The sequence below is a fragment of the Dokdonia sp. R86516 genome (assembly GCF_044596715.1).
Lineage (GTDB): Bacteria > Bacteroidota > Bacteroidia > Flavobacteriales > Flavobacteriaceae > Dokdonia.
Genome location: NZ_CP138998.1, coordinates 2,231,637 through 2,254,529, shown reverse-complemented (window position 1 = coordinate 2,254,529; position 22,893 = coordinate 2,231,637). Strand labels below are relative to the sequence as shown.

Genomic DNA, 22,893 nt, shown 5'->3' with positions numbered 1-22,893 from the left:
ACCTCAAAAGTCGTTGAAATATCGAAGAGTTGGGCATAGATCGATTGCGAGTAAATCCGCTAGGATTTTAAAGCTCTTGATGCCTTTCTATTGATTATCGGTTATAGGTTGGCTAGGCCGTTCTTTGATGCCTTCCTCTCGCTATGCTCGTCGGAGGCATGGCTCAAAAGTGTCTAAAGAATACATCTAAATCATAGAAAGCGTGAAACGTAGTTGCGCCTGTGCATTCCTTTCGATCGTACCTCACTCGTCGGATGCAAGAACTACAGCGTAAAGCGTCCCGAAGTAAATCGGGATTTCAAAGCTCTACACGCGGCGCACAACTCCAAAATTCATTGTATATTTAGATCAAACAAAAAAGACCGCAAACTAAAGCAAATCAGCAATCCCGATAGCTATCGGGAGCCGCACTCGCTTTATGCAGTGGCTTGTTTTAAGTAATGCAAAAGAACACGTAAATGAAAAATAAAGTAGTCATATCATTGATAGCTATATTAACTTTAATAGCCTGTAAAGCACCTTCATTGACAGTAAGGTATTCAAAAGAAATAAGTCTTAAAAACATAGATTTCGGTCAAAAAGAAGTTTTCTTTATTCCAATGACACATATCGGAGAAGATTCATATTATTCAGATATTTCAAAACAAATTGATTCAATGAAATCACAGGGATTTAAGGTATATTACGAGTCTATTGCTAATCCTATTGATTTAGATTCAACTTCAAATGATCTTAGTTTTCGTAAGTTGAGAAAAATTAACGGTTGGAATATTTTCAATAGATACAACTCTAAAACTGGTGTTTTTCAGAATGGAGTTCAATTAAAAAATGAAAAAGGTTTAAAACTTCAGCGAAATAAGGAATTAGGTATTGATGAATTTGACAGGAAAGTCGATATACCAAATTATAAATTGATTTCGTTATTTGAGCATAAATATGGCGAAATTGAACTTTCGAAATGCGATTACAGGACAAACTTAAATTCATCTGAATATAAATGTAAAAAAATACAGAAAGAGCTTACTAAAAAGTTTAGCAATGAATTTATTTTAAATTTAAGGAATGAAAATTTAATTAATGAAATCGAGACATCTAATGACAAAAAGATATTGGTTTTGTATGGCGCTGGACATTTCAAAGGTCTCAAAGAATTAATTGAGAAATAAAAGTAAAAGGACTACTTACAACAAAGAACTGAATTAAAAAAATATGCCTCAGCCACGCCCAGCATAAGCTATTAAACTAATTTTAATCCATAGTTTTCACCGTAGGGCACTCCTGCCTGACATTGTGATGACAAAGGCTTGTTTTAAGAGCTTATTTTCTACTGCGATGAGCGCTAGTTTTTACTCTTTACTCATACTCAATATGCTTTCGCGAAAGCGTGCTTCCTACAGTCAACTTTGAAAGCTCCACGCGCGGCGACATAATCACAAATAACTGTATATTTAGACAATCAATTAATAAACAAATAAATACAGGCTATCCAGCAATGCCGATAGCTATCGGGAGCCGCACTCGCTTTATGCAGTGGCCTGTTGCCCACATTATAACAATACTACTCAATGAGAAATTATTTATTGATTTTATCGGTTCTTCTATTTCTTTCTACTAAAGCTCAAAATACATCTGTATTTACATATGAAAATTTTGAGCAACAAGTTTTAGAACATAATCCGAAAAATCATTCTAACATCTCAAAAAAAGACTTTAACCTTGTTAATAGAATTTTTGATGAAACAAAATCTGAAACAAAAAATAATTATAAAAATTTCAATGTTGGAGACTATTTTAATATCCTGGAAGCTTTCATTCTACTTAAAGAAAACAAAGCTAATATGAAAATTGCATTTGAAAAATTTTTAAATGCCGAAGGTAGTTGTGAATACGTAATTGACTATGAAAATACTATACGAACCAAATCAAAGTATAATAGTATAAAAAAAAGGTTTTTAAAAAGATATGAGAAATGCAATAACTCATCTTCAAACAAAAATGTATTTGATATAAGAAAATACTGTAAAATCAATAAACTAGATTTTGAATTGGTAAAAAAAATTAATCAGATAAACGTTACTGATTTAAAATACAGAAAGAATAAGGGCTTAAATGCACAACAACAAAATTTAGATAAAAAAAATCAAAAACTTATTGATTCTCTCTATGGTAAATATAACAGCTATATTGGTAAAAGTTTAGTTGGCGATAAATTTCAAACTGTTATGTGGCAAGTTATTCAGCATTCAAATATCGAGATGATGTCTGAATATCTGCCAATCATTCAAACAGCAACTAGAGAAAAAGAAATAGGTATTGTTCCACTTAAAATGCTAATTGATAGATTTTATGGGTTGAAATACGGATATCAAATTTTTGGTACTCAAACCGGATTTGGATTTGAATTAGTAGATGATAATAAAAGAAGAGAAATTAAATTAAAATATGGAATAGAATAAACACTGTGCCTAATAAGAACTGAGTTAAAAAATAAACCTACTTCGACCACGCTCAGCACAAGCTTTTAATGCATAATTTTCATCGTTGTGTCTTCCTAATTTTATGATGGCAAAGGCTTGTTTTAAGAGCTTATTTGCTAGTGCGATGAGGCTAGTTTTTTCCTTACTCGTACTTGTTACGCTTTCGCGAAAGCGTACTTCTTACTGTCAAGTTTGAAAGCTCCACGCGCGGCGCACAATTCCAAAGTACATTGTATATTTAGATCAAACAAACAAGACCATAAATTAAAGCAAATCAGCAAAGCTTGTACTGAGCTTGTCGAAGTATGCCGCACTCGCTATATGCAGTGGCCTGTCAGCTACAAGTTAACAGCACGTGTTTAAATATAAATATTTACACGTATTCAATAGCTATTTTGTAACTTTGTGAACAGTAACTCATAAACTGATCATTATGAACACAAAGTTGACATTAACAATAGAAAAAGAAATAATTGAAAGAGCTAAAAACTATGCGAAAGAAAAAAATCGCAGTTTATCAGATATTATCGAAAACTATTTAAAAACACTCACCAAAGAAGAACGGAAAAACAAAAGCAAAAAGCTTAATCCTGCGGTAGAATCTCTAAGAGGTTCTTTCAAGATGCCTAAAGATATGGATTATAAAAAAGAGCTTAAAAATCGATTAGAAAAAAAATATATTTAAATGGATAAAGTTCTAATTGATACTGATGTTTTACTCGATTTCTTTTTTGATAGAAAACCATTTGCCGAATATTCAGCAGGAATTTTAAATCTTTGCGCTGAAAAAGAAATAAAAGGATATACAACACCAGTTATAATTTCTAATGTTTATTATTTACTTAGAAAAACTGCAAAGCATGATATTATAGTTGAAAAGATTAAACAACTTCTGAACATAATTGATATTATTAAAATGGATAAAAATGCTGTCTTGGATGCATTAAACTCTCAATTTAAAGATTTTGAAGATGCATTGCAAAACTTTTCCGCCATACAAAATGGTCAAATAAAGATTGTTTTAACAAGAAACTTAAAAGATTTTAAAAAGAGTGATTTAGCTATTTTGAGCCCAGAAACTTATCTAAAAGGAAAATCTAGTGACTAACAAAAAACTGAGTTAAAAAAAGCCTACTTCGGCTACGCTCGGCACAAGCTTTTAAGCTAGTTTTGATCTATAATTTTCATCGTAGGTTTTTCTGATTTTATGATGACTAAGGCTTGCTTTAAGTCCTTGCTTCCTACTATTATAAATGCTCTTCACTTATTATACTTGGTTTCGCTTTCGCGAAAGCGTAATAGCCAACTTTGAAAGTGCTACGTACAGCAGCATCTACAAAATTCATTGTATATTTAGATCAGATAAATCAAGACCGTAAATTAAAGCAAACTAGCAATCTCGATAGCTATTGGGAGCCGCAATCGCTTTAAGAGTTATCTTGTGGCATTTACTCTAAAGATTGTACATTGTTCAAATAGTAACCAATTAGAAATATCACAATGAAAAAAATATTGAAGTTTTTGGTGTTTATCCTAGTAGCATTTATTTATTCGTGTGAACCAGGAGACTCTCCAGAAGAACTTGAGGAAATAATAGAAATAGAAGAAGAAGTTTTAGAAATTTCTGATCCTAATTTCAAATACGCTCTTTTAAATACAAATTGTGTTGATACAAATATTAACCAAATTGGAGATATTGATTTGGATTTAAACAATGATGGAAAATTTCAAATAAGCGAGGTAGAATCTGTAGAAAGTTTAATACTTAAAATGGACTTTTATAAAATCGTTAGGTCTATTGATTTGAGAGAAATTAAATATTTCAAAAATCTTAAGTATTTAGAGTTATCGTACACCACATCAGACGGTTTTGTTGAGAATACTAGTTCAGAACGAATAGTATATGATTTTTCAGATTTAAGAAAATTAGAGACTTTGAAAGTTAATTATCTATACACAGATTTTTGTTCTTCTATCAATTTAGAGGGTCTAGAAAACTTAACCAATTTAGACCTTTCCTATAACAGACCTAGTTTTCTAGTCTCCCCTGATGACTGGGAATATCCAATTCATTTTACAGAGATAAACATGAATAACTGTCCTAATCTTTCTGATCTTAGCATAGTAAATAGCTTCCTAATTACTGATTTTTGCGAGATTCCTTCCCTAAAAAAATTAGACATGCAATATTTAGAAGGCGGCGAACCAAATATTTTTGACTTTCACTGTCTAACTCAATTAGAGTATCTTAACATCTCAGAAAATTATATTGAAAATTTAATATTAAAAAACGGATCGGTTCTTAATACCCTTTTAGTAAATGACATAGGTGCTGTAGGGAATTCTAATTATCCTTTTATTGATTATCTCTGCATAGATGACAGTCAAGAAGAATATGAGCAAATTATAAACATCATTGATGATAACACACTAATCAACTATAATTGCACCTTTTAGTTTCAAATACCCATGGCGACTCAACATTAACAAAGAACTCAGGTAAAAAACGAGCCTACTTCGGCTGCGGTCAGCACAAGATTTTAAGCTAGTTTTAATCTATAATTTTCATCTTAGGTTTTCTTGATTTTATGATGGATAAGGATTGTTTTAAGGACTTATTTACCAGTACGATAATAGCTATTTTTTCTCTTCCCTCATACTTATTACGCTTTCGCGAAAGCGTACTTCTTACAGTCAACTTTGAAAGCTCTACGCGCGGCGCACAACTCCTAAATTCATTGTATATTTAGATCAAACAAATAAGACTACAAACTAAAGCGAACTAGCAATCCCGATAGTTATGGGGAGTGGTAATCGCTTTATTTAGTGGCCTGTTAGGAACAACCCTAAAAAAACATTCAGCTAAAATATGAAAGTCATAAAACAAACATTTTACTTTTTAGTTCTAATAATCTTAATACCAATAGCTGTTAAAAGTCAGAATAAATACAATTTAGACTTTAACGACTTTAAATCACAAAAAGAAAAAATGCCCACAGGATGGTTTAAGTGGGGGAATTTTGAAAATTTAACGGGAGAAATTATCAGTGAGGGCAATTCTGCTGGGAAAATTATTTCCGATAAAGATGGGAAATTTGGTTGTATTACTTATAGAATACCAGCAAATTACGTTGGAGACACCATTGTACTTTCTGGTCGAATTAAATACGAAAATGTAAAAGGATTTGTTGGGCTTTTAATGCGGATTGATGGAGATTCAAAAAAACGAAATTTGGCATTTAAATCAATGCAAAATCAAAAAATAAGAGGAACCAGTGATTGGAAAGAATATTCTATAAAACTTCCCTATCCATCTAATGCAAAAGCTATCTATGTAGGCGGTATTTTAGGTAAAAAAGGTGTTGCTTGGTTCGATGACTTTAAAGTGAGTATTGACGGCAAAGATATTCAGGAATTAAAAGAAACAAAAAAGTTAACTTTAGAAAACTACAATTCTAACGAACTTGAGTCGGCTTTATCAAAAGCCTCTAAAAAACTAGACTTTTCTAGCGAAGAAATTCTGCGCAATAGTTTAGACCCTTTGATAGAAAAAATCGGCAACAAAAAAATAGTTGCAATAGGCGAAAGCACACACGGAACCTCTGAATTTTATCGAATTAGAGAAATCATAACAAAAAGACTAATTAAAGAAAAAGGGTTTAGTGTCGTTGTATTGGAAAATCCCTACGATGATATTGAATTCTTGAACAAAGATTTGGATAAAAGGCCATTAGATAGCTTAATGCGTAAACACCTATTTTCAATTTATCAAACCCAAGAAATGAAATCTTTCCTACAATGGTATAAGGATAATAAAACCCAATATAACATTAAGTTTAAAGGTTGTGACGATTCTTATTGGGTTTTCTATGAACTATTAAAAGACAATATTAATCCAAAAAATGATAAAATATTGAATAAGCTTTTGCAGGAATTAGAATCCAATATTGCAAAAAGTTCCACTGATAATTTAAAAAAAGAATACAAGATCAATAATTCTATTTACAATAACATCTTAGAAATTGAAAATTATTTAGAATCGACAAAAAAAATAACTAAATCAATCAGAGAAATTCTATTCAATGGGAAAAACACATATATCAACTATGTAAACATTAAAAACCAAAAACCATTTCAAAGTCGAGATGAAATAATGGCAGACAGAATATCATTTTTGGCTAAAAATTCGGACAAAAAGATTATTGTTTGGGCTCACAATGCACATATTTCAAACGAAATTATCACAGATAATGAAATAGGGATTATGGGCAGAGATTTAAAAAAAGGTTTCAATCAAGAGTATTATACAATTGGACTTACGACCTTAAAAGGCAATTATTCGTATATGGATGAAAAATTTATAAACGGAGACCACAGTTATAAGGAGAAACTCAAAACCAAATCATTAAAAGCTATCGACAGCTTGTTTTGGGAAAATAGACTATCTAAAAATAATAACTCGTTTATTATAGATTTGACGGACTTAAAAAATGAACTAAAAACAGATGAAATAATCGCCCCTACAAGGTTAATCGGTTATGCAAAAGAATCGGAAGAGGATATTTATTATCTTCCATTAATCAAGAATTTTGACGCGTTGATTTTCATAAAAGAAACTAATTCAACTAGACCAATATTCGAGTGAAAAGGGCAGTTGCTAACAAAGAACTGAATTAGAATTTAAGCCTACTTCGGCTTCGCTCAGCACAAGCTTTTAAGCTAATTTTGACCTATAATTTTCATCGTAGGGTTTTCCTGATTTTATGATAACAAAGGCTTGTTTTAAGAGCTTATTTACCAGTGCGATAATAGCTATTTTTTCTCTTCCCTCATACTTATTACGCTTTCGCGAAAGCGTACTTCTTACAGTCAACTTTGAAAGCTCTACGCGCGGCGCACAACTCCTAAATTCATTGTATATTTAGATCAAACAAATAAGACTATAAACTAAAGCGAACTAGCAATCCCGATAGCTATCGGGAGCCGAACTCGCGTTATGCAGTGGCTTGTTATAACCAATTATGACCTTATGAAAAGAGAATTAATATTATTAATGATTTCTATAGTACTTTTAAGTTGTAACAGACGCGAACCGAATGAAACCGAAATAAATATTGTAGATAACATTAAAAAAGCTGTAAATGAGAAGAATTACGATTTAATAAAACCACATTTATCTCAAGAGTTTCATTTTAAAGGCAGTGATATCAATACATCTTTTACTTCCTTATATTCTTACTTAAACTTTAAATCATCTGCGATAATTACGAAAATAGAAATCGATTTCGTGAAGAAAATTAATGACTCAATATTTTCAATTAAAGGAACTAAATTTTATGAAAACTACAAATCAGACAAACTAGAACTCACATACAAACTGACTGACACCGGAGCTAAAATTCAAGTAATTAATAGGCTAGAACCACATAAATTTCCTTTAACCACAAGAGCTTCATACATAAATGAGGAAATATTTGGTGATGACCCTGTCAATAATATCACCAACTTAAATGTTTTAGATAAATCTTCAGCCGATTCAATAAGTAAATTTGGTTACACAATATATTATGATGAAGGGTTAAAAAAAGAAAGTGAAATATCTTTAAAACTGCTTGGTCATTTAGATAGCTTGTTAGTAAATAAATTTCTAGTTCATGAAATTGAGAAAGAAAATCTTTTTTTGACCACAACAAATTCAAACAATACCATAACCATAGGAAAAAGCCGAAATATTCCTTGGACAATACCATTATATGAATTAGACAGTTTGAATATAGTTAAGTTGACTAACAAAATAGGGAACACATTTTCGCATGAAATAATTGAAGGAACTTTACTTCAAAAATATAATCTTAAAGGTTATGAATACAGATGGTTTAGAGATGGCTTATCTGAATACCTTGCTTATGAATTCTGTAAAAAAATCGCACCGCAAGAAGCTGAAAGATATTTCATAGATGATAGACTATCAGCAGCAAATAAGTTCTCTGGAGAAGGAAATCTATTAGATTGGAGAGCAAATGGACCAATTGAAAGTGTGGATAAAGGAAAAATGTATGGCTCAAAATTCATTTATTTTAACGAGGTAGGTCAATACGGAAGATCTTTTAAGTTTTTTAAAGATTTATTTGAAAATGATAAAGATCAGTTAATTGAAATTTTAAAGAAAATCAAAGCGCATAACAATTTAACAGTTGACGATCTTTTGGATATAATGTCGGAGACTACAGGCAATAATATTTCGGAATTAATAAGTAAATATTAAACTAGCTACAACAAAGAACTGAGTTAAAAAAAAGCCTACTTCGGCTGCGGTCAGCACAAGATTTTAAGCTAGTTTTTAATCTATAATTTTCATCTTAGGTTTTCCTGATTTTATGATGGATAAGGATTGTTTTAAGGATTTATTTACCAGTGCGATAATAGCTATTTTTTCTCTTCCCTCATACTTATTACGCTTTCGCGAAAGCATACTTCTTACAGTCAACTTAGGAGCCGCTCAGTGCGGCGCACAACTTCAAAATTCATTGTATATTTAGAGCAAACAAACAAGACCATAATTTAAAGCAAATCAGCAATCCCGATAGTTATGGGGAGTGGTAATCGCTTTATGTAGTGAGCTGTTAGCATGAATTAGAATGAAATACTACCATTTAATAATCATATTACTGATTTTCCAAAGCTGTAATACAGCTACGCTTTCTGAAAAAGAGGCTAATAACATTTCAAATCTACAGGTTGAAATAATTATTGAAGACGGTACAAATCAAAATTCGTTGAATAAGATTAATGCCTTTTTAACTAATGGTGAGAAAAGTATTATTAACGATAACATTCAAATTCGATTAAATGGAAAACCATTAGAGCTATTTGTAAGAACAGGAAATTACTATGATAAATATCCTGTATATAGAACTGATGAATTAGAGCGAAGAGAGTCTTATTATTTTGAAATAATATTACCGGATAGCACCAAATATCCAATAGCTTTTATAAAACCTAGTAAAATAACGTCTAAATTTAATTTCCCTACAAATTTCTCACTGGACAAAGACTATACATTTGACTGGAAAAATAATAACCTAACGGGTGATATGGAAATATGGAAAGGTGTGCATAAAAAAGATAATCCGAATGCACATTCTGGAGGAAGATATGCCGAATCCACAATTCATCATACTATAAAAAATGATAGCGGAAATTATAGTGTACAAAAATCATTTTATAAAGATTCTTTGACTGTTGCCGATTATTTGAAAATACGAATTAATAGTATTGAGAATGGATTGATAAACCCTGAATTAATGATTAATAGTAAAATTACATTTGATTATGTAATGGATAAGACAATATGGGTAGAAAAATAACAAATGCTACCACAGAACTGAGTTAAAAAAGCTTGTGAGACTACACTCAGCACATGCTTTTAAGCTAGTTTTGATCTATCATTTTCACTGTAGAGTCTTCCTGATTTTATTATTGCTAAGACTTGTTTTAAGTCCTTGTTTGCTACTCTAACAAATGCTCTTCACTTCCCATATTTGGGTACCGCTTTCGCGAAAGCGTAATAGCCAACTTTGAAAGTGCTACATACAACAGCAACTTCAAAATTCATTGTATATTTAGAGCAAACAAATAAGACCGTAAATTAAATCAGTAATTCCCCACTCGTTTTATGCACTTGCTTGTTGTACAAAATTTTAGATATTCTTGAATTAACCAATGAAAAAAAACTTCTTATTTTCTTTAGCCTAATTACATGCTTTCTAATTATTGGATGTTCTTCCAATAGAAAAATGAATACGCTAATTTCTAAATTAGATTGTAATAAAACTGTCCATTTTGTTTGGGATGAATCAAGTAATTTTACAAGAATACAATCGCAAGGAACATTTAAGAATGATTATTTTTCTTTATCAAATGGAAAAAAACTCAATTACAGAAGTATTTTTGCAGAGTCGTTAAAAGAACTAGGCAAAAAAACTAAAGCTAAACTTATTCTAAAAAATAGCCATACTTTTCCATCTGATTCAATAATTCAAGTAACTGTGAAGATTGAAAATATTGTTTGGCATAAAGGTTTTTCTAAAGCTATAATGGATACCCATTTAGTGTATAATATATCTAATCAAGTAGTGCCCGTTCTTGGCAAAAGTAAAGCTCAATCTAATGCGAGGGCTGGCAAAAGCATATTTCAAAGCTTTGAACATGGTAATTTGTTGTTCTTGCTTGCATATTGTGACAGATAGCGGCCTGTTACCCACAATTTATGAAAATCGTCAATTATATAATAATTCTGCTTTTAATTGGAACTTCTTGCAAGGGAAAATCCGAAGAAAATAATCGGACTGAAAAACCAAAATCTCAAATTATAAAGACGAACGAATTTGAATTAATCAAAGCCGAAAATCAAAAAGGATTATTGATTTTATTTCCTTGTTTCCCGTGTGATGCAGAAAACACATTATCCGAATTTAATATTTCTGAAATAAGTGTAATAAACGACTTTTCAGTTTTAGCAATGAACTTAAATCAACGTTTATATTTAAGCCAAAAAGAAAAACAAGAATTGGCAGAACAATTGACGAAAATAGTTAAAGGGCAAAACTTATCAGAAGAAAATATTTTCATTGGTGGATTTTCAAGTGGTGGAAATATAAGTCTATTAATTAGTGATTATCTCGTAAAGAATAAAAGTCAAATTCAACCGAAAGGCGTTTTTATAGTAGACTCGCCAATTGACCTTTTAGCACTCTATAATACTGCCAAAAAGAATATGGCATTGAACTTTTCCGAGCCATCTATTCAAGAAGCAAAGTGGATTAAAGACTTTTTTGACAATGAGTTTGGAAATCCAAAAAATGGTATAGCCAATTATGAAAATAACTCACCTTCCACTTACGAAACACAAAATATCCATAATTTAAGAGGTCTACAAAATCTAAAAATCAGATTCTATACAGAACCTGACTTGATATGGTGGAAAGAAAACAGAAAAAACGATTTTGAGGATTTAAATGCCTTTTACATTGAAAAACTATCAGACAAATTAAAAACTGAATTTGGAAAAAAAATATCGAATTAATAAAAACAGAGAACAAAGGCTATAGAGCAAATGGAGAAAGAAATCCACATTCTTGGGCTATTGTAAACGAAAAAGATTTGATAAAATGGATGACGGAATAAAAAATTACACACAACAAAGAACTGAGTTAAAAAAAGCCTACTTCGGCTACACTCAGTACATTCTTTTAAGCTAATTTTGATCTATAATTCTCACCGTAGGGTCTTCCTGATTTAATAATGACAAAGGCAGTCTACAATAACTTATTTGATACTATAATTATTTATTTTTTGCTCTTTCTTTCAGCTCTTTACATTTTCGCGAAAGCGTACTTCTAAAAACAAACTCATGAAAATTGCAATCACACTTCTTTTATTGATTTCTATTGGTTGCAAGAATGAGGCTCCTACTCGAAAGGTTACGGCCTCACTGCAAGAAGAACAAACGCAGGAGCATATAGACAGCAGTGTTTCGGCTATGTGGCGAGATTTTAAACAGGCGCATTCAGAATATGCAAACGAGCCACAACCCAATGCTGACTTTTTTCACGATAATAAGGAAGATGCAAATCGGCTCGCAGGGCTTACGGTGCTAGGTAAAAAGCAAGCTTCATCTAGTTTATATTTCTTGTACAAGAAATATGGCGTAGATCTACCACAGGCGGAAGATTTACAAATAATTACAAACTTTGAAGGAAAAGCGCAGGCAATTATAAAAACTAAAACCGTTGATACGGTGGCTTATAATGATATTTCAAAAGCCTATGCTATCCTAGATATGGGAACAGCATTCAATGCTCTTGGACAATGGGAAAAAGCACATCAAGCGTTTTTTGAGAGTTACACCAAGGAAAGCGGAGTGAAGACCATAGATAGTATGCTCATTGTGTGTGAAACTTTTGAGACTATCTGGACAAAAGACAATCAGTAATCATCTCACTTACTAATTGATTTGAATAGTTTACTTTTAAGTATCCACACTTAAAAATATCGCTATGACCTTCGGCAGAATTACTTTGATTGTATTTTATATAGTGCTACTGCTTAGCATTTCTTGTAAAGAAGCTATACAAACCCCTGTTGTAGATGAAGCTCCCCATTTCGCCTTGAGCGATACCACCTCAGCTACTAAAACAATCATGGGCCCTGGTGCAATTGATCTGGCTCCTCCTCCATTAAGCCAATTTATACGCAGGATCTTTCAAGATTCGCAAGGTAGCTTATGGATGGGAACTAATGGTGATGGCGTGATAAGATATAATGGAACGAGCGTAGACTACTTTTCTATAGACGACGGTTTTAATGGCGAGGCAGTGCGAGCAATTCTGGAGGATAAGAATGGTACCATCTGGTTTGGGACCAATCGAGGTCTGGTAAGCTATGATTTGAATACCACTTCAACTACCGACACACCTTCTTTTAAAAACTACGCAGAAGCGCAGGGACTCACAGGAAATAATATCTGGAGTATGTTACTAGATTCAAAAGGAATCTTATGGATAGGCGCTGTGAGTGGCATAAACACCTATGACGGAACAACTTTTACTCCTTTCCCGCTACCAGAAACCAGCGTAGATAATTCTCGTGGTGTCTCAAGTACGACCATTGTGCATAGCATAATGGAGGATACAAAAGGACAGCTTTGGTTTGCCTCAAATGGTGGTGCTTTTATATGGGATGGCAATACGCTAGATACCTTAAGCTCCAAAGATGGTCTCGCAGGTAATAATGTGAATGATATGCTAGAAGACCGCACAGGCAATATCTGGTTTGCAACACACCATAAAGGCGTGAGCCGTTATGATGGAACTAAGTTTACAAACTTTACTACAGATGGAGCAATTACAGGAGAAGAAGTGTGGAGTATTTTTGAAGACTCAAAAGGAAACATCTGGTTTCCTGCCGAAAATGCTGGGGTATACATATACGATGGAAATAGCTTTACCAACTATAATGAAGACGATGGCTTGCAAAGCAATGCTATCCAGACTATATATGAGGATGCTACAGGTACCATCTGGCTAGGTGGATATCAAGGGCTTTCTAGATTAAAAGGTGATAGGATCATACCCGTTACAGAAAGTGGCCCGTGGAAGGATTGAGCAGGTCAAGATTACTCAAAAACAAAAAAGGCGACCATACGGTCGCCTTTTTAAATAATTATTATCTCGTAATATTACATATTACGTCTGTACTGCCCTCCTACTTCAAAGAGCGCACTTGTGATTTGTCCTAGTGAGCAAACCTTAGTTGCTTCCATAAGTTCTTCAAAAATGTTGCGGTTATTAATCGCTGCATCTTGAATTTTTGCAAGCTCTGCTTCTATCTTATCTGCTTTTTCCTTGTGGAGGTTTTCTAGCATTTCGATTTGATATTGCTTCTCCTCTTCGGTTGCTCTAATTACTTCTGCTGGGCGTACTGTTGGACTTCCTTTTGAACTCAAGAAGGTGTTTACTCCGATAATAGGGAACTCACCGTTATGCTTAAGCGTTTCATAATACAAGCTTTCTTCTTGTATTTTAGAACGCTGGTACATTGTCTCCATCGCTCCTAGTACACCACCACGTTCTGTGATTCTGTCAAATTCTAGTAAGACTGCTTCTTCTACAAGCTCTGTAAGTTCTTCTATAATAAATGATCCCTGTATTGGGTTTTCATTTTTAGTAAGTCCTAGCTCTTTATTGATAATAAGCTGTATTGCCATCGCACGACGTACACTCTCTTCTGTAGGCGTTGTGATAGCCTCATCATAAGCATTTGTGTGTAGCGAGTTACAGTTATCATAAATCGCATACAAGGCTTGCAAGGTTGTACGTATGTCGTTAAAATCAATCTCTTGTGCGTGTAAACTACGCCCAGATGTCTGGATGTGATACTTAAGCATTTGTGCACGTGAGTTTGCTTTATACTTCTCCTTCATTGCTTTTGCCCAAATCTTACGAGCAACACGACCTATGACCGCATATTCTGGATCGATTCCGTTTGAGAAAAAGAACGATAAGTTAGGACCAAATTTATTGATATCCATCCCACGGCTTAGGTAGTACTCTACATACGTAAATCCGTTAGATAATGTAAGTGCAAGTTGCGTGATAGGGTTTGCTCCTGCCTCTGCAATGTGATATCCAGAGATAGACACACTATAGAAGTTACGCACTTTTTGCTCGATAAAGTACTCTTGTACATCACCCATTAAGCGCAGTGCAAACTCTGTAGAGAAGATACACGTATTCTGCGCTTGATCTTCTTTAAGAATATCTGCTTGTACTGTACCACGCACTTGTGTAAGTGTCTCTACTTTTATGCGGTTATACACGTCTGCTGGGAGTACTTGGTCACCTGTTACGCCTAGTAACATTAACCCTAGACCATCATTTCCTTCTGGAAGATCGCCTTGGTATGCTGGACGTGTTTTTCCTTTATAGATAGCTGCAATCTTTGCTTCTACCTCTGCTTCTAGTCCGTTTTCTTTTATGTACTTCTCACAGTTTTGATCTATAGCGGCATTCATAAAGAAACCTAGCAACATAGGTGCAGGTCCGTTTATGGTCATACTTACAGAGGTCATTGCGTGACTTAAGTCAAAACCAGAGTACAATTTCTTTGCATCATCAAGACAACAAATACTCACTCCCGCGTTACCTATCTTACCATAAATATCTGGACGGTGACCTGGATCGTTACCATATAAAGTTACCGAGTCAAAAGCGGTACTTAATCGCTTAGCTGGCATTCCTAAACTCACGTAGTGAAAACGCTTGTTTGTGCGCTCTGGTCCTCCTTCTCCTGCAAACATACGTGTAGGATCTTCTCCCGTACGTTTAAAAGGATAGAGTCCCGCAGTGTATGGGAATTCTCCCGGTACATTTTCTTGTAAACACCAGATTAAGATATCTCCCCAAGCTTGATACTTTGGCAAGGCTACCTTAGGTATTTCTGTATGTGACAATGAGGCACTGTGCGTAGGGATTTTAATCTCCTTGTCTCTTACCTTAAAGGTATACACAGGCGCTTTGTATCTATTTACTTTCTCGTCCCAACCGGTAATAATCTCCCAGTTGTACGGATCGAGATCCATTTTTTTACGGTCAAACTGTGCCAGCAACAACTTGACAAGATCTTTATCTTCTTCGGTAGTTTCGGCGGCAAAGTCTGTGATTTGTAAACCTGCTTTGTCAAGTGCTGGAGTAACTCCTGCTATGGTCTCGATGGTTTTAAATATTCCGTAGAGACGTTGTGCTGTTTCTTGTTGCGCTTTCGCGAAAGCGTCATACCCTCTATTACTCTCTGCAATCTCGCTCAGGTAACGTGTACGCGCTGGAGGTATTACAAAGATCTTCTCACTCATCTCCTGGCTTATCTCAAAAGTACTCGTAAGATCTGCCTCGTTTACCGTGTTTACCTTTTCCATTATACGCTTGTAAAGCGTGTTCATCCCTGGGTCGTTAAACTGGCTTGCAATGGTTCCAAAAACTGGCAACTCATCTTGCGGTGTATCCCACAAGTTATTGTTGCGCATATATTGTTTCTTAACATCACGTAGCGCATCTAGCGATCCACGCTTGTCAAATTTGTTTATCGCAACGAGATCTGCAAAGTCTAGCATATCTATTTTCTCGAGCTGCGTAGCTGCACCAAATTCTGGTGTCATCACATAAAGCGACACATCGCTATGCTCTAGTATCTCTGTATCTGACTGCCCAATACCTGATGTCTCAAGGATGATTAAATCATACTCTGCTGCTTTAAGAACTTCTATGGCTTCGCCTACATACTTAGATAGTGCGAGGTTACTCTGTCTCGTAGCCAGCGAGCGCATATACACACGCTCATTGTTAATCGCATTCATACGGATACGGTCACCTAGTAAGGCTCCGCCCGTTTTACGCTTAGAAGGATCTACAGAAATAAGACCAATGGTCTTCTCTGGAAAATCGATAAGAAATCTACGCACCAGCTCATCTACTAGTGAAGATTTACCTGCGCCTCCAGTACCAGTAATACCAAGTACGGGTGTAAGTGAAGATGCATTCTTTTTATGAATTGCATCAAGCGTATCTTTTGCAACCTCTGGAAAGTTTTCGGCAGCAGAGATTACTCTAGCTATAGCCGTAGGTACTTTATCACTAAGTTGAGACGCTTGATTATCTAGCTTATCTCCTATGGCATAATCAGACTGCTGTACAAGGTCATTAATCATTCCTTGTAATCCCATCGCACGGCCATCATCTGGAGAGTAGATACGGGTAATCCCGTAATCCATAAGCTCCTTAATCTCTTCTGGAAGTATCACACCACCTCCACCACCGAAGATTTTAATATGCCCCGCACCTTTCTCTTTAAGAAGGTCGTACATATATTTAAAATACTCATTGTGCCCTCCTTGATAAGAGGTCATTGCAATGGCATTTGCATCTTCTTGTATGGCAGTATTTACTACTTCTTCTACACTGCGGTCGTGACCTAAATGTATTACCTCTACACCGGTACTTTGTATAATACGGCGCATAATATTTATCGCGGCATCGTGTCCGTCAAAAAGGGAAGCAGCAGTTACTATTCTAACTTTATGCTTAGGAGTATAAGGAGTGGCTTGTTCCATTTGTAATTTTAAGTATGTATAACGATGTAAATTTACGTAATATTCAATAATAAAGCGAGTTGAATATGAATTACACAAAAAAGAAAGTTTATATGTGATTTGCGTTATAATATGTGCAATTTAGAGGTAAGAAAATCAAGCTTATGGCACATCTTACCTTACTTATACACTGCAAAGACCAAAAGGGAATTATCGCCTCGGTGACTAATTTCATTTTAGAAAATGAAGGAAACACCACCTATATAGATCAGCACGTAGATGCGGTGGCAAATGTATTTTTTATGCGCCTTGAGTGTGTTTTTACAAATCCATCTTTTAGCACTGCACAGTTTAAAACAGCTTTTAAAGAAAAGCTGGCAACTCCCTTTGAGATGCAATGGCAACTTTATCCTGCTACACAAAAACTCAAAATGGCCATTTTTGTGTCAAAATATGATCACTGCCTCTATGATATACTAGGCCGCTACAACGCTGGAGAGCTTAACGTAGACATCCCTTTTATCATAAGCAACCATAGTGATCTCGCTCATATTGCGGCAAATTTTGACATCCCATTTTATCACATCCCAGTGACAAAAGACACAAAAGCTGCTGCAGAGCAAGAACAGCTTAAACTACTCAAAGCACATCAAGTAGACTTTATTGTACTAGCTCGCTATATGCAAATCGTAACGCCTACGGTAATAAATGAATTTCCGCATCGCATTATAAACATACACCACTCTTTCTTACCTGCCTTTGTAGGTGCAAAACCTTATCACGCGGCCTTTGCTCGCGGTGTAAAAATTATAGGCACCACCAGCCACTACGTCACAGAAGAACTAGATGCAGGTCCCATCATCGAGCAAGACACCATACGTGTAACCCACAGCCACACCATTCCAGACCTCATTGCAAAAGGTAGGGACCTGGAGAAAATCGTACTCTCAAGAGCTATAAAATTACACGCACAGCATAAATGCTTTGTGTATGGCAATAAGACGATAATTTTTACATAAAATAAATGAATAAGCTGGGTTACGCTTTCGCGAAAGCGTAATTATCAATTATATTTACCACAATACTTAAATGACATTATTATGAAAAAGATCATCGCTGTACTCGTTTTATTTTCACTCATTTCTTGCGCCGAATTACAAGGCGTTATAGATAGTTTACCTACAGAATCTGGAACTTCTGGAATAAGCAACCAGATGATAGGTAGTGGTCTTAAGCAGGCATTAGATTTTGGGATTGATAAGCAAGTAACAAAGCTTACCTCTACAGATGGTTTTTATAAAAATGAGTTGGTAAAAATCTTATTACCAGAAGAGTTACAAAAAGTAGATAAAACACTAAGAGCAATAGGCTTAGGAAGTCTTGCAGATGAAGGTATAAAAGCCCTAAACCGCGCTGCCGAAGATGCGGTAAGTGAGGCTACACCTATCTTTGTAGACGCGGTGAAGCAAATTACCTTTAACGATGTACGCACCATTTTACTGGGAACAGATAATGCGGCAACTCAATATCTAGAAGGAAAAACAAACACGGCATTATATAATAAATTCAACCCTGTAATTAAAAATAGCTTTGCCAAAGTAGGCGCAGATCAAATCTGGACTAACCTCATCACAAAGTATAATGACTTACCTCTTACAAATAATGTAAATCCAGACCTTACAGATTATGTAACGCAACAAGCGCTACAAGGTGTCTACACAATGATCGCTGTTGAGGAAAAAGAAATAAGAACAAAAACACAAAGTAGAACTACAGATTTGCTTAAGCGCGTGTTTGCATTACAAGATTAACAAGATTAATCCTACATTAATTACTTGATTTTTATGCAGTTACAATAGTTTGGTTCGGTTTTTTTTTAATACATTTATTAATAGAAAATAAGTTTAACCCCAAATTAACTAATTGTACTATGAATTCTCAATATAAGCACCAGCGCATTAAGACCTATATGGAGCGCAAACACAAAAAACTTGTTGAAGAAGCTTACAATCTAAAGTACACAGATCATGAACAGAGCGATGTACTTACCTTTGAAGCCCTACAACTAGATTCTAAACTAAAGTTCTTGCAATTCTAGTTGAGATCGTAAATCTCTAAAGTATGCGTATGCATTAAGAAGCCTACTCCCATACCAAGAGAAATACTCACCGTCTACTAATACCACTCTAGCAGTGGTATTTTTTTTGAATAATGCGATATGTTCTTCCTTAAATGGAAAAGGCTCTGATGATAAGAAGATGTAATCAAGGTCAACTAGCTGTTTTGCTTGGACCTCTGGGTATCTACCCTCTACAGAAGTAAAAGCATTTGTAAAACCAGCTTCTTCTAATAGTGTGTTTATAAAAGTATCTCCACCAGCAACCATCATTGGTTCTTTCCAGATAAAGTAGCCTACACTATTTTGAGTAGATTTCTTCATTTCCTTCAAAAAATCAGTACGCTCTTTTGTAATAGCTGTAGCTAGTTGTTGCGCTTCTTTCTCTTTTTTAAAAATTACTCCGTACTGAAGTATAAGCTCAAGAGATTCTTGAACGGTTATAATGTCTGATGTATGTACAGAAGTAATTGCTTGAAGACGCTCTACAATCTCTTTGGTGTTTTCTTCTTTATTACAAAGAATAATATCTGGCTGCAGAGCAGTTATTTTTGCAAAATCTACTTGCTTCGTACCGCCTACTACTTCTTTCTCCCCACGCAAGTGCAGCGGATGAACACAAAACTTTGTTACACCTACAATGTGATCTTCTAACCCTAGGTTAACTAAGAGTTCTGTCTGACTAGGTACTAATGATACAATACGTTGTGGTGTACGATCAAAAGCTAGACGAGTGCCTATTTGATCAGTGATATGCATACTAAATATGTTCCAAAATGAGCTCACTCATCTCTTCTTGCATTTGCTGTGCAACATTGCGCGCAGCAATTGCGAAGTCTTCTCCTTGAGAATTATAGATAATACCTCGAGAAGAGTTAACTAGAAGACCTATATCTTCAGTCATTCCATATTTACATACTTCACGTAAGCTACCTCCTTGGGCTCCTACTCCTGGTACTAGTAAGAAAGCTTCTGGAATGATTGCACGTATATCTGTGAGATACGCTGCTTTTGTCGCTCCTACTACATACATAAGCTGCTCACTATTTGTATATGACTTTGACGTTTCAAGTACGTGCTTGTAAACTTCTTTACCATCGATTTCCTTAGTTTGAAAATCGAATGCTCCTTTATTTGAAGTAAGAGCAAGCAATATCGTGTGCTTATCATCAAAAGCTAAAAAAGGCTCTACAGAGTCTTTACCCATGTATGGAGCAACAGTAACAGAGTCAAAATTGAGATCTTCAAAAAATGCCTTAGCATATCTTGTAGAAGTGTTCCCTATATCTCCACGTTTTGCATCTGCAATAGTGAATTGCTCAGGGTATTTCTCGTTGATATAATTAATGGTTTTCTCTAGCGCCTGCCATCCTTTGATACCGTAAGCCTCATAAAAGGCAGTGTTAGGTTTGTACCCCACACATAAATCTTGAGTGGCATCTATAATTGCTTTATTAAAAGCAAAGATGGGATCTTCCTCTTTTAATAAGTGCTCAGGTATTTTATCAAGATCTGTATCGAGACCAACTATTAAAAAAGATTGCTTCTTTTTAATCTGAGTAATTAAATCAGCTGTTTTCATTTTTGCTTGTTTCTGGTCTAGATAATAATCAGCTCCGTTATGCTATAATTCTCCTTCTGTAAATTTGAGTTTCTCTGTGTTTTCTACAAGTCTCAATTCCTCAAGAATTTTTTGAATATCACCATTTACAATATTTTGTAAATCATATAGTGTTAAACCTATTCTGTGATCAGTCACACGTCCTTGAGGATAGTTATACGTACGAATCTTAGCACTACGGTCACCACTACTTACTTGAGAGTTACGCTTTGCAGCATCTTCTTCTTGCTTTTTTGCAAGTTCAAGATCATACAGGCGTGAGCGTAGTACCTTAAAGGCTTTCTCTTTGTTTTTGTGTTGTGATTTTTGATCTTGACACTGTGCTACAAGACCTGTAGGAATGTGCGTTAATCGTACTGCTGAGTAGGTTGTGTTTACAGACTGCCCTCCTGGTCCTGATGAACAGAAAAAGTCTACACGTACATCTTTAGGTTCTATTTGTACATCAAACTCTTCGGCTTCTGGAAGTACCATTACTGTAGCTGCACTAGTGTGTACACGCCCTTGAGTTTCTGTCTGAGGCACACGTTGTACACGGTGTACTCCTGCCTCAAACTTCATTGTACCATACACATCTTGCCCTGTAATTTCAAACTGGATTTCTTTAAATCCTCCAGAAGTACCTTCTGAGTAGTCTACCGTACTGTGTTTCCAGCCAGGCACGCTATCTACATATTTAGTGTACATTCTATACAAATCTCCTGCAAAGATACTTGCCTCGTCTCCACCAGTACCCGCACGTATTTCTACTACGACGTTTTTGGCATCTTCTGGATCTTTTGGGATAAGCATCATTCTGATTTTTTCCTCAAGTTCAGGAATACCAGTTTTTGCTTCTTCATATTGCATTTTGGCCATATCGACCATTTCGGCATCGCTGCCATCTGCTATGATTTCTTCGGCTTCTTTAAGATTATCTGTAAGCTCTATATATTCATCGCGCACTTCCATCAGTGCCTTAAGATCACTATACTCCTTGTTGAGCTGCACGTAGCGCTTTTGATCTGTTATAATATCTGGCTGTATGATTAGGTCACTTACCTCATCAAAACGCTGTTTTACTATCTGTAATTTTTCTAACATCTACTTTCTCTAATAAGTAGCGAATTTACGATAATTTAAACAAGGAATAAAAGGTTAATGGAGGTCTATATACGCTTTCGCGAAAGCAAAAAAAGTTAGAACAATTAATAGGATTGAGTAAGTTCATTGTTTTCATCTTCATTATTTACAACATCTAAAACTGTATATGTAAAAAATGCCAAGCCTAATGCGGCAGAGACAAAATCAATATAGTAGAAAAAATTAATTCCATAATAATAGCCCAAAAGAGAGGCGACATCAGAAAAAATAAAGCAAAAAACAAAGAATAGGAATGCTAATGATCTATCACTATTAACAACTTGATTATATAAAACTGCTATTGCTCCCAGCAAACTTATAATAACTCCAAAAAGAAAAACAAGACCAGACTGGAAAGATCCTTCATAACTCGCTTTTACCTGAGAGATTAGTTCATTAAGAATAAATAGGTTAAGACCAATAAAGACTAAAGTAAGTATTATGGCTACCCTGTCTTTTAAAAATGTCTGGAACATATCTAGCCGTTTAATAATGATAAGGCTATACGTCACACAACCCAAAAGAATGTAGGCTATCTGCCCAAAATTTTTATAGTAGTAGAAAACCGAAAATTCTCGCATCGATAGCATTACAAGAATTGCAATCACGATAAACCTAACACGAGGTGCTTTGATTATGTAGTAAATGAGAAAGACTAATACTGTAAAAAGTGGCATATACCTTAAGAGATAAACATACTGCCCTGAATAAACAGACAGAATATTTAGAAGTATAAGACCTACGGTGATTAATGGTAAATAATTATCTGCTTTGCGTAATGAAAATTGCATTAGTCAATTGTTAGTTGGGGGGATACTAAAAGCATTTTACTTGTTAATAAAAGTAAGCAAAAGTAAAATTATAACCACCGTAAATAATTGATTTTAACAAAAAACAGTAAACCTAAGTATCT

22 protein-coding genes and 1 pseudogene are annotated in these 22,893 nt (G+C 34.7%); 15 read left to right on the top strand and 8 right to left on the bottom strand.

Translation table 11 applies throughout. The features are described from left to right. Nucleotides 1–458: 458 nt before the first annotated feature. The 5 genes from SJY23_RS10195 (at nucleotide 459) to SJY23_RS10175 (ending at nucleotide 4,934) form a co-directional block, all read left to right on the top strand. Nucleotides 459–1,166: a hypothetical protein gene (locus SJY23_RS10195; protein ID WP_396596255.1), complete on the top strand. Its 708-nt coding sequence runs from the start codon at nucleotides 459–461 to the stop codon at nucleotides 1,164–1,166. A gap of 399 nt (nucleotides 1,167–1,565) precedes the next feature. Continuing rightward, the gene (locus SJY23_RS10190) at nucleotides 1,566–2,456 is read left to right on the top strand and encodes a hypothetical protein (RefSeq protein WP_396596254.1); all 891 of its coding nucleotides are present in this window, start codon (nucleotides 1,566–1,568) and stop codon (nucleotides 2,454–2,456) included. Nucleotides 2,457–2,910: 454 nt separating this feature from the next. Then, nucleotides 2,911–3,162, top strand: a complete 252-nt coding sequence (locus tag SJY23_RS10185; protein ID WP_396596253.1) for a DUF6364 family protein — start codon at nucleotides 2,911–2,913, stop codon at nucleotides 3,160–3,162. Further along, complete coding sequence (locus SJY23_RS10180) at nucleotides 3,163–3,585, top strand: type II toxin-antitoxin system VapC family toxin (protein WP_396596252.1); 423 nt, start codon at nucleotides 3,163–3,165, stop codon at nucleotides 3,583–3,585. Between the two features lie 392 nt (nucleotides 3,586–3,977). After that, nucleotides 3,978–4,934, top strand: coding sequence for a hypothetical protein (locus SJY23_RS10175; protein ID WP_396596251.1), 957 nt, complete (start codon nucleotides 3,978–3,980; stop codon nucleotides 4,932–4,934). A gap of 94 nt (nucleotides 4,935–5,028) precedes the next feature. On the opposite strand, the gene SJY23_RS10170 is transcribed toward SJY23_RS10175, so the two are convergent. Then, on the bottom strand, nucleotides 5,029–5,175 hold the full coding sequence (locus tag SJY23_RS10170; RefSeq protein WP_396596250.1) for a hypothetical protein: 147 nt from the start codon (nucleotides 5,173–5,175) through the stop codon (nucleotides 5,029–5,031). Between the two features lie 171 nt (nucleotides 5,176–5,346). Here SJY23_RS10170 and SJY23_RS10165 point away from each other — a divergent pair, with 171 nt between their 5' ends. Then, a complete protein-coding gene (locus SJY23_RS10165; protein WP_396596249.1) occupies nucleotides 5,347–7,122 on the top strand; it encodes an erythromycin esterase family protein in 1,776 nt (591 codons plus the stop codon). A 69-nt stretch (nucleotides 7,123–7,191) separates the two neighbouring features. Here the strand turns inward: SJY23_RS10165 and SJY23_RS10160 are convergent. After that, a pseudogene (locus tag SJY23_RS10160) lies at nucleotides 7,192–7,299 on the bottom strand (IS110 family transposase); the annotation flags it as partial. A 207-nt stretch (nucleotides 7,300–7,506) separates the two neighbouring features. Between SJY23_RS10160 and SJY23_RS10155 the strand changes: the two are divergent. Next, entirely contained in the window at nucleotides 7,507–8,742 is a 1,236-nt protein-coding gene (locus SJY23_RS10155; RefSeq protein ID WP_396596248.1) for a hypothetical protein, read from the top strand. Nucleotides 8,743–8,817: 75 nt separating this feature from the next. On the opposite strand, the gene SJY23_RS10150 is transcribed toward SJY23_RS10155, so the two are convergent. Beyond that, a complete protein-coding gene (locus SJY23_RS10150) occupies nucleotides 8,818–8,964 on the bottom strand; it encodes a hypothetical protein (protein ID WP_396596247.1) in 147 nt (48 codons plus the stop codon). Between the two features lie 151 nt (nucleotides 8,965–9,115). Between SJY23_RS10150 and SJY23_RS10145 the strand changes: the two genes are divergently transcribed. From SJY23_RS10145 to SJY23_RS10125, 5 genes are all read left to right on the top strand, one after another. After that, nucleotides 9,116–9,844, top strand: a complete 729-nt coding sequence (locus SJY23_RS10145; RefSeq protein WP_396596246.1) for a hypothetical protein — start codon at nucleotides 9,116–9,118, stop codon at nucleotides 9,842–9,844. A gap of 429 nt (nucleotides 9,845–10,273) precedes the next feature. After that, the gene (locus tag SJY23_RS10140) at nucleotides 10,274–10,726 is read left to right on the top strand and encodes a hypothetical protein (protein WP_396596245.1); all 453 of its coding nucleotides are present in this window, start codon (nucleotides 10,274–10,276) and stop codon (nucleotides 10,724–10,726) included. 20 nt (nucleotides 10,727–10,746) lie between these two features. Then, a complete protein-coding gene (locus SJY23_RS10135; protein ID WP_396596244.1) occupies nucleotides 10,747–11,562 on the top strand; it encodes a hypothetical protein in 816 nt (271 codons plus the stop codon). A 327-nt stretch (nucleotides 11,563–11,889) separates the two neighbouring features. Then, the gene (locus tag SJY23_RS10130; RefSeq protein ID WP_396596243.1) at nucleotides 11,890–12,471 is read left to right on the top strand and encodes an ASCH domain-containing protein; all 582 of its coding nucleotides are present in this window, start codon (nucleotides 11,890–11,892) and stop codon (nucleotides 12,469–12,471) included. Nucleotides 12,472–12,535: 64 nt separating this feature from the next. Continuing rightward, nucleotides 12,536–13,642, top strand: a complete 1,107-nt coding sequence (locus SJY23_RS10125; RefSeq protein ID WP_396596242.1) for a two-component regulator propeller domain-containing protein — start codon at nucleotides 12,536–12,538, stop codon at nucleotides 13,640–13,642. 74 nt (nucleotides 13,643–13,716) lie between these two features. Here SJY23_RS10125 and SJY23_RS10120 read toward each other — a convergent pair whose 3' ends face one another. Beyond that, nucleotides 13,717–17,142 carry a methylmalonyl-CoA mutase family protein gene (locus SJY23_RS10120; protein ID WP_396596241.1) on the bottom strand — a complete coding sequence of 1,142 codons (3,426 nt, stop codon included), beginning with the start codon at nucleotides 17,140–17,142 and terminating at the stop codon, nucleotides 13,717–13,719. Between the two features lie 143 nt (nucleotides 17,143–17,285). On the opposite strand from SJY23_RS10120, the gene purU reads away from it, so the two are divergent. From purU to SJY23_RS10105, 3 genes are all read left to right on the top strand, one after another. Further along, a complete protein-coding gene (purU, locus tag SJY23_RS10115; protein WP_396596240.1) occupies nucleotides 17,286–18,140 on the top strand; it encodes a formyltetrahydrofolate deformylase in 855 nt (284 codons plus the stop codon). A gap of 81 nt (nucleotides 18,141–18,221) precedes the next feature. After that, on the top strand, nucleotides 18,222–18,932 hold the full coding sequence (locus SJY23_RS10110; RefSeq protein WP_396596239.1) for a DUF4197 domain-containing protein: 711 nt from the start codon (nucleotides 18,222–18,224) through the stop codon (nucleotides 18,930–18,932). A gap of 119 nt (nucleotides 18,933–19,051) precedes the next feature. Next, on the top strand, nucleotides 19,052–19,219 hold the full coding sequence (locus SJY23_RS10105; RefSeq protein ID WP_013749631.1) for a Lacal_2735 family protein: 168 nt from the start codon (nucleotides 19,052–19,054) through the stop codon (nucleotides 19,217–19,219). On the opposite strand, the gene SJY23_RS10100 is transcribed toward SJY23_RS10105, so the two are convergent. The 4 genes from SJY23_RS10100 to SJY23_RS10085 form a co-directional block, all read right to left on the bottom strand. After that, nucleotides 19,199–19,996, bottom strand: coding sequence for an ABC transporter substrate-binding protein (locus SJY23_RS10100; RefSeq protein ID WP_396596238.1), 798 nt, complete (start codon nucleotides 19,994–19,996; stop codon nucleotides 19,199–19,201). The genes SJY23_RS10105 and SJY23_RS10100 overlap by 21 nt on opposite strands. Before the next feature lies 1 nt (nucleotide 19,997). Continuing rightward, nucleotides 19,998–20,819, bottom strand: a complete 822-nt coding sequence (gene pyrF / locus SJY23_RS10095) for an orotidine-5'-phosphate decarboxylase (protein ID WP_396596237.1) — start codon at nucleotides 20,817–20,819, stop codon at nucleotides 19,998–20,000. A 42-nt stretch (nucleotides 20,820–20,861) separates the two neighbouring features. Continuing rightward, complete coding sequence (gene prfA / locus SJY23_RS10090) at nucleotides 20,862–21,941, bottom strand: peptide chain release factor 1 (protein ID WP_396596236.1); 1,080 nt, start codon at nucleotides 21,939–21,941, stop codon at nucleotides 20,862–20,864. Nucleotides 21,942–22,045: 104 nt separating this feature from the next. Next, nucleotides 22,046–22,771, bottom strand: a complete 726-nt coding sequence (locus tag SJY23_RS10085; RefSeq protein ID WP_396596235.1) for a hypothetical protein — start codon at nucleotides 22,769–22,771, stop codon at nucleotides 22,046–22,048. Between the last annotated feature and the right edge of the window lie 122 nt (nucleotides 22,772–22,893).